Below are 15,567 nucleotides of genomic sequence, written 5' to 3' on the forward strand. Positions count from 1 at the left end.
GTCAGCCGCGCACGTCTTGGATCTCGATCAGAGCGTCCAACTCAGCGTCGACGTCCGGGGCCGCGTGACGACCGGTTCCGACCGCCAGGTTGATCACGGGCCCGATCGCCTCCAGACCTGCCTCGGTGAACATTTCGGCGTGTGACGTGGGCACCGGACGGTCGATGATCACCCCGGACACGAACGGTCGCCACGCCGACGCCGTTCGCAGCGGGTCAAAGGTGTCGGTCTGTGCCGAGAAGAACAGCAGATCGCCCACGAACTTGCCCGGGCGGTACCGGTGGGCAAGCTCCGCGCCTGCGGAGTATTCCTCGAACAGTCGCTCGATCCGATCGCTCGAGACCAAAGGGTGATCGCCGATGGCTTCATGCAAGAGCGCTTCGGCGTCCTCGGGTGTCAGATCACGCTCGTCGGCGTCCGGGACCGAGATCCCCAACCCGCCGATCAGTTCGGCGAGAGAAGGCTGCGCGCCCGCCATCGTCGGGTCTTCGAGAACGAAGCTGTCGAGCAGAATCAGGTCAGCGACGCTCTCACCCGCTGCTTGCAACTGCACCGCCGCCGCGTGGGCGATCAATCCCCCGATCGACCACCCCAGCAGGTGATACGGACCGTGCGGCTGAACTCCGCGAATTTCCTCGACGTACCGCGCCGCGAAATCCTCGATCAGCTCCGCCCGGAATTCGGGGTCCGTCAGAATCGGCGACTGCAGGCCGTAGAGCGGCCGGCTGGAATCGACGTACCGATCGAGTGCCCCGTAGCACCAGGCCAATCCGATGGCCGGATGGATGCAGAACAGTGGCTCGGCGCGGCCTTCCGGGCGTAGTGGCAGGACTACTGCAAGTGCGGAGGTATCCGCGTTACTTGTCACAACTGTTGCCTCGAGTTCGAAGAGTCTGCGCGCCAATGCCTCCGGCGTCGGGTCGGAGAATATCCACGCGACGGGGACGGTCATGCTGGTGCGTTCCTTGATGGCAGCGACCAAACGCGTTGCCATGAGCGAGTTTCCGCCGAGTTCGAAGAAGCTCGAATCGGCGTACGTGTCTGCGTCGGCGAGATCGAGGACCTCCGCGAAAGCAGCGCAGATCGCAATCTCGTCGCTGCCTTCCGGACTGCGTCCACTCGGCGACTCCCAGAGGGGCGCAGGCAGAGCTGCGCGATCCAGCTTGCCCGCCGGCGTGGTCGGGACTGCACCGATCGTGACAAAAGCGGACGGGATCATGTGCGCAGGCAGGGATGTGCCTGCGTGGCGTCGTAGTGCGGTGACGTCGACGTCCCCGTGTGCCGGGACGACGTACGCGACTATCCGAGCGTCGACGCCGTTGCCGACGACCACGCTCACAGCCGAATGCACGGACGCCTCCGACGCCAGCACCGCGTCGATTTCACCGAGTTCGATCCGGAACCCTCGAACCTTGACCTGGTGGTCCGCGCGTCCGAGATAGACAAGCGACCGTGCGCGATCTTCACGCACAAGATCCCCGGTGCGGTACATCCGAGAGCCTTCGGGTCCGTGCGGGTCGGCGACGAACCGCGCTGCCGTGAGCGCGGGGTTGCCGAGGTACCCGCGGGCGAGACCGTCGCCGCTGACGTAGAGCTCGCCGACGACCTGCCCGGGGACCGAGTGCAGTCGGGAATCGAGAACCATCGCATCCACGCCTCGGATCGGACCGCCGATCGTCACGGTCTCCCCCGCGACGAGTGAATCGCTGATGGTGACTGCGACGGTGGCCTCGGTCGGGCCGTACGCGTTGAACATTCGGCGCCTCGGCGCCCACCGAGATACGAGGTCGGCGGTGCAGGCGTCGCCACCGACAACGACGGCCTCGAGATGGTCGAGACCGGCGGGATCGACAGTCGCCAGGGCGGCCGGAGTCACGAATGCATGGGTGATCGTCTGCTCGTCGAGCAGTTCGTGCAATTCGACACCGCCGAGAACCGTCGGAGGCGCAATCACCATCGTTGCGCCGGCGCCGAATGCCAGAAGGAGCTCGAGAACCGACGCGTCGAAGCTCGTCGAGGCGAAGCTCAGAGCGCGAGAGTGCGCGGTGACGCCGAAACGTTCCCGCTGTTCGTCGGCAAACGCGGCCAATCCCGCGTGAGTGACCAATACGCCCTTGGGTTTTCCGGTCGAGCCCGAGGTGTAGATCAGGTAGGCCGGGTTGTCGAACTCGAGTGGCGCGTCCGGCAGTGTCTCGGAATGGGCTGCCTCGATTTCGGTGGTGAATTCGACCGCGTCGAGCTCGATCCACGACGTGGCGCCCGGAAGGCCGGCCACATACTCACCCCTGGTGATACCGAGTACCGCCCCACTGTCGGTGAGCATGTGCTCGATCCGCTCGGCGGGGTACGCCGGGTCCACGGGAAGAAACACTCCGCCGGCTTTCGCTACGGCCCAGAGCGCGATCACATAGTCGGCCGACCTCGGAAGCGCGAGTGCCACAATCATTTCCGGCGCAATCCCGCGAGCGATCAACGCAAACGCCATTGCGTCGGAGCGTCGGTCGAGTTCGCCGTACGTGAGCGTGGCGGAAGCCGCGACGTCGACGATTGCCGGAGCATGCGGATCGGCCGCGCCGCGAAGCAGCAACTCCGGCAAGGTCAAAGCATCGCCGGCCGGACGTCCGGGCAACGCACGCAGGCCACGTCCCGCAAGATCCACGTCACCGACGACGGCGGAGGGCTGGGCAGTCAGTGTCTCGATGATCGTTTCCAGCATCACCGCAAACGACTCCGCCGTATCGGTGTCGAAGAGATCCTTCGCGTATGTGAGGGAGGCCTCGTAGCCGCCGCCTTCCTCCGCGGTCTGTTCGACAACGGTGAACTGCAGGTCGTACTTGGCGATGTCCGGTGTGATCTCGTGGGCACGAACGGCAAGTCCAGGCAGGTCCCACGTCGTCGGGTGGGCGCCGTGGAACGAGATCATCGTCTGGAACACCGGATGACGGTCGGTGGTCCGGGTCGGCGCCACAACGTCCACGACCTGCTCGAACGGAATGTCCGCGTGGGCGAAGGCGTCGAGATCGACGGAGCGGACAGTACGCAGAACGTCGACGAACGTCGACCCGGGATCGACCGTCGTGCGCAGTCCGACCGTGCCCACGAACATTCCCACGAGGTCGTCGAGAACTCGGTGTCCTCGCCCGGCGACCGGAGATCCGATCACGATGTCCGTGCTTCGACTCAGCCTGGACAGCAGCACGGCATAGGCAGCGTGCAACACCATGAACGGCGTCGCCGCATTCGAGCCGGCGACCGCCTGGACCGCGATCCGGGTGTGCGCCGGAAGCGAGACCGCGGTGTGGGCGCCGCTCAACGACTGGGTGAGCGGGCGCGCTCGATCGCTCGGAAGGTCGATCAGCTCAGGTGCTCCCCGCAACGTCTCCCGCCAGTACGACGCCTGTGCCCCGAGCACGCTCTCGGATTCGTTCACAGAGCCCAGCGCTTCCCGCTGCCAGATGGCGAAGTCCGCGTAGTGCACCTCGAGCGGGGTGAACTCGGGAGCGCGTCCCGAACTTCTCGCGACGTAGGCGGTGAGCACGTCCTTCATCAACGGCGCGATCGACCATCCGTCCGCCGCGATGTGGTGGATCACGATGACAAGTGTGTGGTGCTGCGGCGTCGACTCGAGCAGGAGCGCGCGAACGGGAGCTTGGGTCGTGATGTCGAATCCACGCGACGCGAATTCTCTGGCGAGCTCTGCCGGTTCACGGGTGTCCGCATTTGCGTACTCCAGCGAGGTGAATGCATCCTGGATCACCTGGTGTGGGCCGGTGTCGGAGTCGGGGAACACCGTGCGCAGAATTTCGTGCCTTTCGATCACGTCGAGGACCGCAGCTTCGAGGGCTGGGACGTCGAGTGCACCGTCGAGGGAGATCGCGGCGGGGACGTTGTACGCGGGTGAGCCGGGATCCATCTGGTTGAGGAACCAGATGCGGGCCTGCGCGTAGGACAGCGGAACTTGCTCGGGGCGGTCGACGGCGGTGATCGGTGGTAGCGCCTTCGCCCCGGCGGATGTGTCGAGCACGGTGGCAAGTTCCCGAATTTCGGGGTGCTCGAACAGCATTCGGACAGGTACCTGCCTGCCCAACGATTCGCCCAGTCGCTGGGCAAGTCTGGTGGCGAGCAGTGAGTTGCCGCCGAGTTCGAAGAAACTGTCCGACGCACTGATCTGTTCGATACCCAGCAGTTCCGCCACGACGCCGGCAACCTGGAGTTCGGTCGCGGTGGTCAGCGGCTCGACACTCCGCTCGGACGAACGCAGTGTCGGCGCCGGCAGCGCCGATCGGTCGAGTTTCCCGACGGGGGTCAGCGGAACGTGCTCGATCGGGGTGATCGCCGACGGCACCATGAAGGCGGGCAGTGAGCGGCGCGCATGGATCAGCAATTCGTCCATCTCGACCGCATCGGAGCCGAGCACGACGTACGACGCCAACATCGTCTCACCGGAAGCTGCGTCGATGCCCACGGTGACCGCGAACTCGACGCCGGGGTAATCGCTGAGGACGGAGTCGATCTCGCCCAGTTCGATGCGGAATCCGCGTACTTTCACTTGGTGATCAGAGCGTCCGACGTATTCGATCGTCTCGAGCGGCGTCCACCGAACCAGGTCACCGGTCCGGTACATGCGGGCGCCGGCCGGGCCGAACGGCGCTGCCACGAATCGCGTCGCCGTCAACGCGGGTTGGTCGAGGTAGCCGCGGGCAAGTCCGAGGCCGGCGATGTAGAGCTCACCGGTGACCCCGACGGGTACCGGCTGAGCCGAGCCGTCGAGAATTACCGCGGACACGCCCCGGACGGGCCCGCCGATGGTCACGGTCTCCCCCACCGTCAGAGCATCGCTGATGCACACCATGACCGTGGTTTCCGTCGGCCCGTAACCGTTGAACAACCGGCGACCCGGTGCCCACTTGCGGACCAGTTCGGGTGAACAGGCCTCGCCGCCGACAACGATCGACTGCAAGACGTCCAGCCCGGTGGGATCGACCGAGGCCAGCGCTGCCGGCGTGATGAACGCGTGGCTCACCTGGTGATCGGTGATCAGTTTTGCGAGGTCCTCGCCGCCGTACACATCGGGAGATGCGATCACCATCGTCGCGCCCTCACCGACGGCGAGCAGCAGTTCGAGGATGGATGCGTCGAAGCTCGGTGAGGAGAAGTGCAGCGTCCTCGACTGCGCCGAGATGCCGTAGCGCGCCGTCTGCTCGGCGGCCAAAGCGCTCAGGCTACGGTGAGTGACGCTGACACCCTTGGGCTTTCCCGTCGATCCGGAGGTGTAGATGATGTAGGCGAGGTTGTCGATTCGGATCGGCGCGGCAGGAACCGGCTGCCAGACACCGTCGCCGTGGATGTCGTCCATCGTCATCCACGGAACCGGACGGGGCAGTGATTCGATCACCGCTTCCGTTGTCACTCCGCGAGTGGCTCCGGAGTCGGTGAGCATGTGCAGAATGCGATCGGCTGGGTATCGCGGATCGACCGGAACGAACGCGGCGCCGGTCAAGGAAACGCCCCACAACGCGACGATCGAGTCGATCGAACGCGGAATCGCTATCGCCACAATGTCTTCGGCGCCGATACCTTCCGTGGTCAAACGGTGGGCAAGCGCCGATGCACGGGCGAAGAGATCTCGGTAGAGCACGGTGGTGCCACCAGATCGAAGGGCCACCGAATCGCCTGAACGGGTGGCGGTCCGCGTCAATATTTCGGCCAAGGTGCGCGAACTGGTCCACGCCGGACCTCGTACCGGCATCAGCGACGCACGCTCGAGGGTGCTGAGGAATTCCATGTCGTCGATCGCGGTGTCCGGGTCTGCGGCGACGGCGCGGGCCACCGACTGCACACGTGCGGCGATCGTTTCCGCGGTGGAAATGTCGAAGAGCGCCTCGGCAAACCTGAGCGACCCGGTGATCTCCGCGTTCTCGGAATCGCCTGCCAGCAGGGTGAACTCGAGGTCGAACTTAGCGACGGACGGTTCGAGCGCTTGCGCCTCGAGATGGGCGTCGTGGACGGTTACCTGCGGCGAGACCACATTCTGGTGGTACGACAGCATGACCTGAAACAGCGGGTGTCGCGTAGTTGACCGGTCGAGATCGAGGGCGTCGACCAGCACCTCGAATGGCAACTCGGGGTGCGCGAAGGCGGCAAGGTCGCGTTCACGGACGACCTCGAGCAGGGAAGTGAACGACGCTCGGTGATCGACCGGTGTGCGAAGCGGTAGCGAATTGACGAACATCCCGATCAGGGAATCCAGTTCGGGTCGGCCGCGGCCTGCGACCGGAGTACCGACCACCACGTCGTCGGTAGCACCGAGACGCGCCAGAACAACCGTCAAGATCGCGTGTACGACCATGAATTGCGTCGTGCCACTGCGCCTTGCCAAGGCGGCGAGCCGCTCCCCGGTCGCCGCGTCGATGACGATCGGCACCGATCCGACGGCGGTCGTGGTGACAGATCCGCGTGGGCGATCCACCGGTAGCAGTACCTCGTCCGGGGCACCAGCCATGGCAGCGGTCCAGAAGGTCAGCTCGCGGGCAACCAGAGACTTCTGGTCGTCGATCTGCCCGAGCGAGTCTTGCAGCCACACCGCGTAGTCGGCGTACTGCACGTCGAGCGGTATGAAAACCGGGGCGTCTCCGACGACGCGTGCGGAGTACGCCGCGACGAAATCTGTCGCGAAGGGAGTCAGGGACCAGCCGTCGAAGGCGATGTGATGGATGACGACGACCAGTACGTGAGCGAAAGTGTCCTCGCGCACCAGCATGGCCCGAATCGGCAGATCCGAACCGAGATCGAACCCACGCGCCGCGAACTCCGTCGTCGCGGATTCGATACCTTCGGATCCGCAATAGCGCTCGACGGAGAACTGCACGTCGGAAATTGCTCGGATGACCTGGCTCGGGCCGTCGGCGCTGTCGACGTAGATCGTTCGAAGCACCTCATGGCGTGCAATGACGTCCGCAAGCGCCTCCTCGAGTGCATCGCCGTGGATGTCTCCGGTGATCCGGATCGCGAACGGAATGTTGTAGACCGCGGACTGCGGGTCGAAGCGATAGACGAACCACAGCCGCTGTTGCGCAGCGGAGAGCGGTAGTCGGTCCGGGCGAGCACCGGCGCTCAGGGCAGGTCGATCGTCTGATTCTTCGGCGCTCGCCGCCAGACGTGCAGCGAGCGCTTCGACGGTCGGTGCTTCGAAGATCGAGCGCACGTCCACAGCGAGTCCCGTCGCTGCGCTCAACCGCGCGGACACCTGCGTCGCGACGAGTGAGTTGCCCCCGAGATCGAAGAAGCTGTCTCCGGCCCGGACCTCGGGTACGTCGAGCAGTGAAGCGAACACGTCGGCGACGGTGCGTTCGAGCCCGGCCTCGGGTTCACGACCCGTACCGAGGACTTCGCGCGGTATCGGCGTCGGCAAGGCTCTCCGATCGAGTTTGCCGACCGGAGTCAACGGAATCGCGTCGATCGGGGTGATCGACGACGGAATCATGTACCGCGGCAGCGTGTCGGCGAGTGCCGCAAAGAGCGACTCGATATCAGCGTCGCCGCTGAGCAACACGTACGACGCCAGAGTGGTGCCTGCGGCGGATTCGACGGGAATCGTCGTGGCGAAGTGAACGAGAGGGGAATCCATCAGAGCAGCGTCGATCTCGCCGAGTTCGATGCGGAACCCGCGGATCTTGAGCTGATGATCGCTGCGGCCCACGTAGCGGAGGGTCAGGTCCTTGGTCCAGCGGACCAGGTCACCGGTTCGGTACATCCGGGCACCGGACGTCGAGTACGGATGCGCGACAAAACGATCCGACGTCAGCGCGGGACGAAGGTGGTAACCACGTGCAAGCCCCGGCCCACCGATGTACAGCTCGCCGACGCCGCCGATCGGGACCGGTTGCAGCCGAGCGTCGAGCACCACGGCGTCGATTCCGCGGATGGGACCGCCGATGGTGATCGGATCGCCCGGTGAGAGTGGGTCACTGATGGCAACCATGACAGTGGTTTCGGTCGGACCGTATCCGTTGTGCAGTCTGCGCCCGTTGCCCCAGCTCGAGACCAATTCCGGGGTGCACACGTCGCCGCCGACGACTACGCATTCCAGCGCCGTCACGCCCGCCGGATCGACGGTCGCCAGAGCAGCCGGAGTGATGAAGGCATGAGTGACCTCGCGGCTTCGGAGGAACTCGCTCAACGCCTCCCCTCCGTAGATGTCGGGAGGGGCGATCACCATCGTCGCGCCGGTCGAACCGGCGAGCAGTAGCTCGAGTACGGCGCCGTCGAAGCTCGGTGACGCAAAATGCAGAGTCCGCGACCCGGCGGTGATCCGGTACCGATCCTGTTGTTCGCGAGCGAGATTGGCCAAACCTGCGTGAGTGACGACGGTGCCCTTCGGCACTCCGGTCGAGCCGGAGGTGTAGATGACGTACGCAGCCGACGCCGCAGTGATCGACGCTGTTCTGTCAGCGTCGTCGATGGCAGCGTCGGAGTAGGCGGCACATTCTGCAACCGTGTCCGCGTCGCCGAGGTCGATCCAGACTGCGACGTTCCCGCCGGTTGCCGGACCGGCCGCAACCTCGGCGGACCGAATTCCGATCCGCACACCCGAATCCTCGAGCATGTGCGCAACTCGATCTACGGGATAACGGGGATCGACCGGGACGAAAACGCCGCCGGCTTTTGTGACCGACCAGACTGCGAGCACGGAGTCGACCGATCGGGCGACGGCCAGTGCGACCGGTGTCTCGGGGCCGACGCCCAGGTCCATGAGATATCGAGCGATCCGATTCGATCGACGCTCCAGCTCCCCGTACGAGAGTGAGCGCTCGGAGTCTTCGAGGGCGATCGCGTCGGGATACGTCCTCGCGGTAGCCCCGAGGATCTGCGCCAGCGTCGATTCGCCCACCGAAGCCACGCCGCGCCGCGGCAATATCGCGGCACTCTCCCGGGATCCGAGTACACGAAGATCACCAACCGGTGCAGTCGGTTCCGATACTGCCGATTCCACGAGGGTCACGAAGTTTCGAGCCAACGCTTCGACCGTCGCGTTGTCGAACAGGTCGGTGGAATAGGTGAACGTGGCATCGATTCCAGCTGCGGCCCCGGACTCGTGACGTTCGGTGACGGTGAGCTCGAGGTCGAACTTGGTCAGCCCCGTCTCGACTGCCCGCGCCGTCATCGACACCCCGGCCAGTTCGGCTGTGTGAGCGGTGGTTATCCGAGAGGTGATGGCAGCTTGAAAGACCGGATGGTGCGCAGGCGAGCGGTCGAGTTCGAGCGCGTCCACGACGACGTCGAAAGGCACGTCCGCATTGTCGAAGGCATCCACGTCGACGGCCCTGACCTGCGACAGGTGTGCGGCGAACGTCGCGTCCCGATCGACGACGGTCCGCAAGGCCAGAGTGTTGACGAACATGCCGACGAGCAGATCGAGAGATCTGTCCCCTCGTCCTGCCACCGGTGTTCCGATGACGATGTCGTCCGTGCCGCTGTACCTGGCCAAAAGCAGGGCGAAGCACGCATGCAGGGCGATGAACGGCGTGGCGTCGTGATCGCCGGCAAGTACAACGAGCTTCTGATGAGTGGAAGCGCCAATTCTGATGTCGACTCCGGCCCCGCGCATGGTCGGGTCGAGTGGGCGCGGACGGTCCGTCGGCAGGTGGAGTTGCTCGGGCGCTCCCGCCAGCTGCTGCTTCCAGAACTCGATCTGTGAGTGGGCAAGCGAATCGGTGGATGCCGCGTCGCCGAGGTGTTCTCGGTGCCAGAGCGTGTAGTCGGCGTACTGCACCGGAAGGGGTGCCCACTGCGGGCTGTTGCCGCCGACGCGGGCGGCGTAAGCGCCGGTGAGATCAGCAGCCAACGGCGCGAGCGACCAGCCGTCGGCCACCATGTGGTGCAGAACTACGACGAGGACTGCTTGCTCGTCATCGCCGTCCTTGTCATCGCCTTCCTCATCGTCGGCGACAGTGATCAGCAGGTAGCGGACCGGGCGTTCGCGGACCAGATCGAAACCAGCCGAGGAGAATTCGAAGATCACTCTTTCGAGGCTTTCGCGTTTCACTTCGATCGACTCGAGCCCCGCGATACCCTCGCCCAGGCCCAAAACCTTCTGCGTTGCGTTGTCCCCGATTTGAGGAAACACGGTGCGTAGTGACTCGTGACGTGTCACGACGTCCACGATCGCGGCACTCAGTGCGTCGGGATCGACGGCGCCGCGCAACGACACCGCCAACGGAATGTTGTATGCACCTGATTCCGGTGCGACGCGGTTCAGGAACCACAGTCGCTGCTGCGCGGGAGCGAGAGGCAGTACCGCCGGCCGGGCCACGACCTGGATACCGTCGGCGTCCGGGGTCTGGGCGGCACGCTCGATCGTCGCCGCGATCCCGGACACCGTGGGATGGTCGAAGAGCGCACGCAGTGGCATACGAACTCCGGTGGCTTCGGTCAAGCGCGCCACAGCCGTCGTCGCTACCAGCGAGTTTCCGCCCAAATGAAAGAAATTATCGTCGAGCCCGAGCGGTCCGCTACCCAGGATGTCAGCCAGAACCGCGGCTACCTTGCCCTCGGTCGGGGTCGTCGGGGGCCGGAAGACCCTGGTGGAGGCGAGGATCGGCGACGGCAGCGCACGCCGGTCGAGTTTTCCGTTGGTGGTCAACGGAATCGAATCGATGACCATGAAGGCATCGGGAACCATGTAGGTCGGGAGGGCTTCGGCGGCGTGCGCGCGAAGGGCTTCGGCGTCCACGGCGTCCGAAGCGGTCACATAGGTCACGAGAGCGCCGCCGGCCGGCGTCGGAGCCACGACGGTCACGGCGTCGTCGATTCCCGGCGCGCCGAGGATCACGGAGTCGATTTCGCCGAGTTCGATCCGGAATCCGCGGATCTTGACCTGCGCGTCGCCGCGTCCGAGGTACTCGAGTTGTCCAGGCGCAATCCATCGTGCGCGGTCACCGGACCGGTACAACCGTCGTCCGCCGGCATTGAACGGATCGGCAACGAACCGGCCCGCGGTGAGGTCTGGTCGGCCCAGATAGCCACGGGCGAGTTGACCGCCGGCGACATAGATCTCCCCCGCAATCCCCACCGGGACCGGGGAGAGATGCTCGTCGAGCAGGTACACACGAAGTCCGTCGATCGCGTCACCGATCCGGCTGCCGGTAACCGCACTCGCGCTCGCCCGGTCGAGTTCGAGATGGGTGACATGCACCGTCGTCTCGGTGATGCCGTACATGTTGACGAGTGCGGGCCCGGATTCCGTGTGATCGTCGTCGCCCGCGTGATTGTCATACCAGCGCCCGAGGCGACGAAGATCCAAGGCTTCGCCACCGAAGATCACGTACCGGAGCCGGGTCGCCGAATCGGCCCGAAGGTCGGCTTCGATGTACTGGTAGAAGGCCGAGGGCGTCTGATTGAGCACGGTGACGCCTTCTGCGGCGACGAGCGCGCGGAAGGCATCGGGGTCGCGTGAGACTTCGTGATCGACCAGAACCAGCGTTCCACCGTGGAGCAGCGCGCCCCACAGTTCCCACACCGAGAAGTCGAAGGCGAACGAGTGGAACATCGTCCACACGTCGTTGCCGTCGAATCCGAATTCGACCTGCGTGTTCTCGAACAATCGCACCACGGTGGCGTGAGTAACCGAGACGCCCTTGGGTCGGCCCGTCGACCCCGAGGTGTAGATCACGTACGCCAGATTGTCGGCTCCGTGCCCGCGCGGGCACTCATCGGTTTCCAGCCCCTCACCGGAGTACTCGTCGGAGTCGACCCCGACGACCACCACGTCAGAGTTCGGGAAGGCGGAGTTCGGGAAAGTGGAATCGGAGATGACGCACACCGGTTGCGCATCCTCGACCACGTATGCCAAACGCTCGGCGGGGTGCGCACGATCGAGTGGGAGGTATCCGCCGCCGGCCTTCACTACCGCGACAGCGGCAACGATCATGTCCACGGATTTCGGCAGCATGATTCCGACCAACGACTCGGATTGCACGCCATGCTCGACGAGCTTGCGCGCCAACTGATTCGATCGTCGATCGAGTTCGCGGTACGACACGCGCTCGCTACCTGCGACAACGGCGATCGCTTCCGGGGTCGCCCGAATGCGGCCGGAAAGGATGTCGGAGAGCGTTCGGACCGGGGTAATCGGCAGAACGGGCGGCACCAGCGCCTGGCGCGCGTCCGGGCGGAGTAGATCCACTGAGCCGAGCGCCGAGTGCGGAGCACCGACCATCGCGGTCAAGATTCGTAGATAACGGTCGGCGAGGTCCTCGGCTTGCTCCTTCGTGCCGAGCCAATCCAGAACACCGGAGATCGGCTGATCGAAATCGGCATGCTCACCAGTCGGAATCGCCAGGGAGACAAACAGTTCCGGCACGGTGGCCAGATCCGATCCGATAGGCGCACCGACCATGAGCCCCGGAAACCTCGGGTGAGCATCCAGCGGCTCCTCGAAGCAGACCATCGCCCGGAACAACGGGCCCGTCTCCACCCAGCGGCCGTCACCGAGTGCGGCGGTTACTGAAGACAGAAGAATGTCTGCGTGTTCGAAAGCTTCGATTGCGACGGTGTCCACCGCACCGACCAGGTCGTTGAGCGTCATGGTGTTCGACACCGTCGAGCGAAGCACCAACTGGTTGGCGAACATCGAGACGAAATCGTCCGGGTTCGAGGCGCCGTACCCGCGGACCGAGACGCCGATCGACACCTCGTCAGCCGAACCGACGCGGCGCAGCAGTCCGGCCATCGCAGACTGGAACAGCACGAACAGACTCGTGTTCATCGTCGTCGCCATCGTCTCGAGGCGGCGGCAGAGGTCTGCCTCGATCTCGAGGGGCGTGGACGTCCGACCGGATCCGGCGACGACCGGCAAACCCAGATCCTCGGCGGGGTTCGACAATGTCGAAGACCAGTACTCGACGTTGCGGGCGTGTTGAACTTCGGCGATCCACTTCCCCGCGGCGTCCGGGTCGATGTCCATCAATCGGGTTCCCGATTCCGCAGCGCAGAACAATTCGAGGAATTCGAGGAAACGTCGGTGGTGACGCGTGATGTCCTCGTTGGTGTAGAGGTCTGGGTTCGCGGCGAAGTCGATCTGGATCTCTTCGGCTGCGGAAGTCTGATAGACGTTGACCGAGAGGTCTTCGATCGGCCCGGTCGAGATCACGTTCAGTTCGCCGTGCGCGTCCCCGAGAGTGATTCCCGAGTGGAACAGCATGAGGTTGATCAACGGCCCGTGGAAGCCTCGTCCGTCGGCGATGCTGTGATCACCGGCGTTGAGGTCGCGTCGCAGGTCCTCGTGGCGGTACTTCTGATGACGCAGTGCGCCGGTGAGTTCGATCTTCACCTCGTGCAGCAAGTCCCCGACCGCGAAGTGCGGATCGACACTCGCACGTATCGGGACGACGTTCGACATCATTCCGCCGGACCTGCGAGCAGCTTTTGTCGTCCGCCCCGAGACCGGCAAGCTGAGGACCACGTCGCGGGTCCCGGTGGCCCGGGCGAGGTAAGCCGCCAGTGCACCGATCACCACTGACGACGTAGTCACGTCGTGAGCGACGGCAAGCCTTTCGAGGGAGCTTCGCAGTTCCGTAGGTACCGTCGCCGACCGTAGGCGTGACCACGCCTGCGACGGAGCAGTCGAGGACGCAAGTGAGGTTCCGCCCGGCTTGTCGGCCATCTTGGTGTTCCAGTAGTCGCGATCGCGTTCCCACCGGGTTGAGCCCAGATAGTCGGCCTCTGCCTTCACCAACGATTGGAGGGGGGCAGTTACCGCTGGGGGAACTGGCAGATCCCGCACCGCGGCGGTGTAGATCTCGGCTGTGCGGTTCATCATCGACATCGCGCCGAAACCGTCGAGCGCCACGTGATGAATACGGCTGTACCAGTAGTAATGGTCGTCGCGAAGCACCAGGACTGCCAGCCTGACCAGGCGATCGGTGAACGGATCGATGGCAGCAGTGTGCTCTTTGCGCATCCATTCTCGCGCCGCCGATTCCGGATCGGATTCGGCGCGCAGGTCGACCACGTCGAGGGAGTCGTCCATGTCGAGATCGAGCCACTGACGCGCAACCCCGTCCACCTCGACCAGGCGCAGGTATCCGGAGCCGATCTCACGGCCGGTCTGTTTACTGGCAGCGGTCAGCAGCTCGATGTCGAGCGGGCCGTCCACGTCGACGTACTGAGCGATGCTGACGGGAATCTCGGGTCGAAGCTGTTGTGCGACAAGCAGGGAAAGTTGCGCGGCAGAAAGAGGGAAGGTGAGTTCGTCGTCCGGACGAGCTGCGGAAACGATTCCTCGGTCGGGACTGCCATCCACACGAATCTCCCTCTTACAACTTGATCATGATGCAAACAGGTATATGCGTCCGCTGGACGCTTCGAACTGATCGGGGCACTTCGAAATGAGACGAATACATTGGAAAGCTCGGGTGGAAACTGGCAAATCGCCCGCCGGAGATCACATCGTGACAATCAGCTGCGATGTTACCGATCAGTCAGCTTCCAGCAAATATTCATCAAACAACCATTTGGGACTATTGTCCTGAATATCATGGCTAAAACGGCCCTATATAACAAACCGAAGCGCCGGTACCCGACGAACGGGCACCGACGCTCCGGTGAAATGTATTCAGTTGATCGTGCAGCGAGGCTGCTTGTCAGACCGTGAAGCCGAGTGCGCGCAGTTGCTCGCGTCCGTCTTCGGTGATCTTGTCCGGTCCCCACGGCGGCAACCACACCCAGTTGATCTTCATGTCGGTACACAGATCGCTACGCACAAGTGCGCCGCGCGCCTGGTCCTCGATCACGTCGGTCAACGGGCACGCCGCCGACGTCAAAGTCATGTCGATCGTGACGACACCGTCGTCTTCGAAGAGTCCGTAGACCAAGCCGAGATCGACGACGTTGATTCCCAGTTCGGGGTCGACGACGTCGCGCATCGCTTCTTCGAGTTCGTCGAGTCGCTCAGGCGACGGGACAGTGCCACTGCCCTGTGCGCCACCGAATTCCGCAGTGGAATCGGGATTCGGATTCACCGGAGCGCCGACCTCGGCGTCCTGCACTGGTTGTGTCTCGGTCATGATCCCTGTCCTTCAGTCGTGTCGACCAATTCACTGCTGCTGTCCGCCGTCGTCACAGCACTGCCGTCGACAATCTGGACTACAGCATCCTTGAATGCCATCCATCCGAGCAAGGCGCACTTCACGCGTGCCGGGTACTTCGAGACACCGACGAACGCGATGCCGTCGCCGAGAACGTCCTCGTCCCCCTCGACGGTGCCCCGACTGCTCACCATCTCGTTGAACGCCGTCACCGTCTTCAGCGCGTCGGTGACCTGCATCCCGATGACGAGGTCGTTCAGCACCGACGTCGACGCCTGGCTGATCGAACAACCCTGCCCGTCGTACGAGACGTCGGAGACCGTTCCGTCCTCGGATATCTGGACGCGCAACGTCACCTCGTCGCCACACGTCGGGTTGACGTGGTGCACCTCGGCGCCGAACGGCTCACGGAGTCCGCGGCCGTGCGGATGTTTGTAGTGATCGAGGATCACTTCCTGATACATCTGCTCCATGCGCATGA

Annotated in this window: 3 protein-coding genes; all 3 read right to left on the minus strand. The window is 64.3% G+C overall.

The annotated features are described in order from the left end of the window. Window position 1: 1 nt before the first annotated feature. Window positions 2–14,302: a non-ribosomal peptide synthetase gene (locus tag EEB12_RS01060; protein WP_141487274.1), complete on the minus strand. Its 14,301-nt coding sequence runs from the start codon at window positions 14,300–14,302 to the stop codon at window positions 2–4. 340 nt (window positions 14,303–14,642) lie between these two features. After that, on the minus strand, window positions 14,643–15,065 hold the full coding sequence (locus EEB12_RS01065; protein ID WP_003944963.1) for a metal-sulfur cluster assembly factor: 423 nt from the start codon (window positions 15,063–15,065) through the stop codon (window positions 14,643–14,645). Further along, complete coding sequence (gene sufU, locus EEB12_RS01070) at window positions 15,062–15,565, minus strand: Fe-S cluster assembly sulfur transfer protein SufU (RefSeq protein ID WP_003944894.1); 504 nt, start codon at window positions 15,563–15,565, stop codon at window positions 15,062–15,064. The genes EEB12_RS01065 and sufU overlap by 4 nt, the downstream gene beginning before the upstream one ends. Between the last annotated feature and the right edge of the window lie 2 nt (window positions 15,566–15,567).

Origin of the sequence: Rhodococcus sp. WS1 (assembly GCF_003797745.1) — a bacterium.
GTDB lineage: Bacteria > Actinomycetota > Actinomycetes > Mycobacteriales > Mycobacteriaceae > Rhodococcus_F > Rhodococcus_F erythropolis.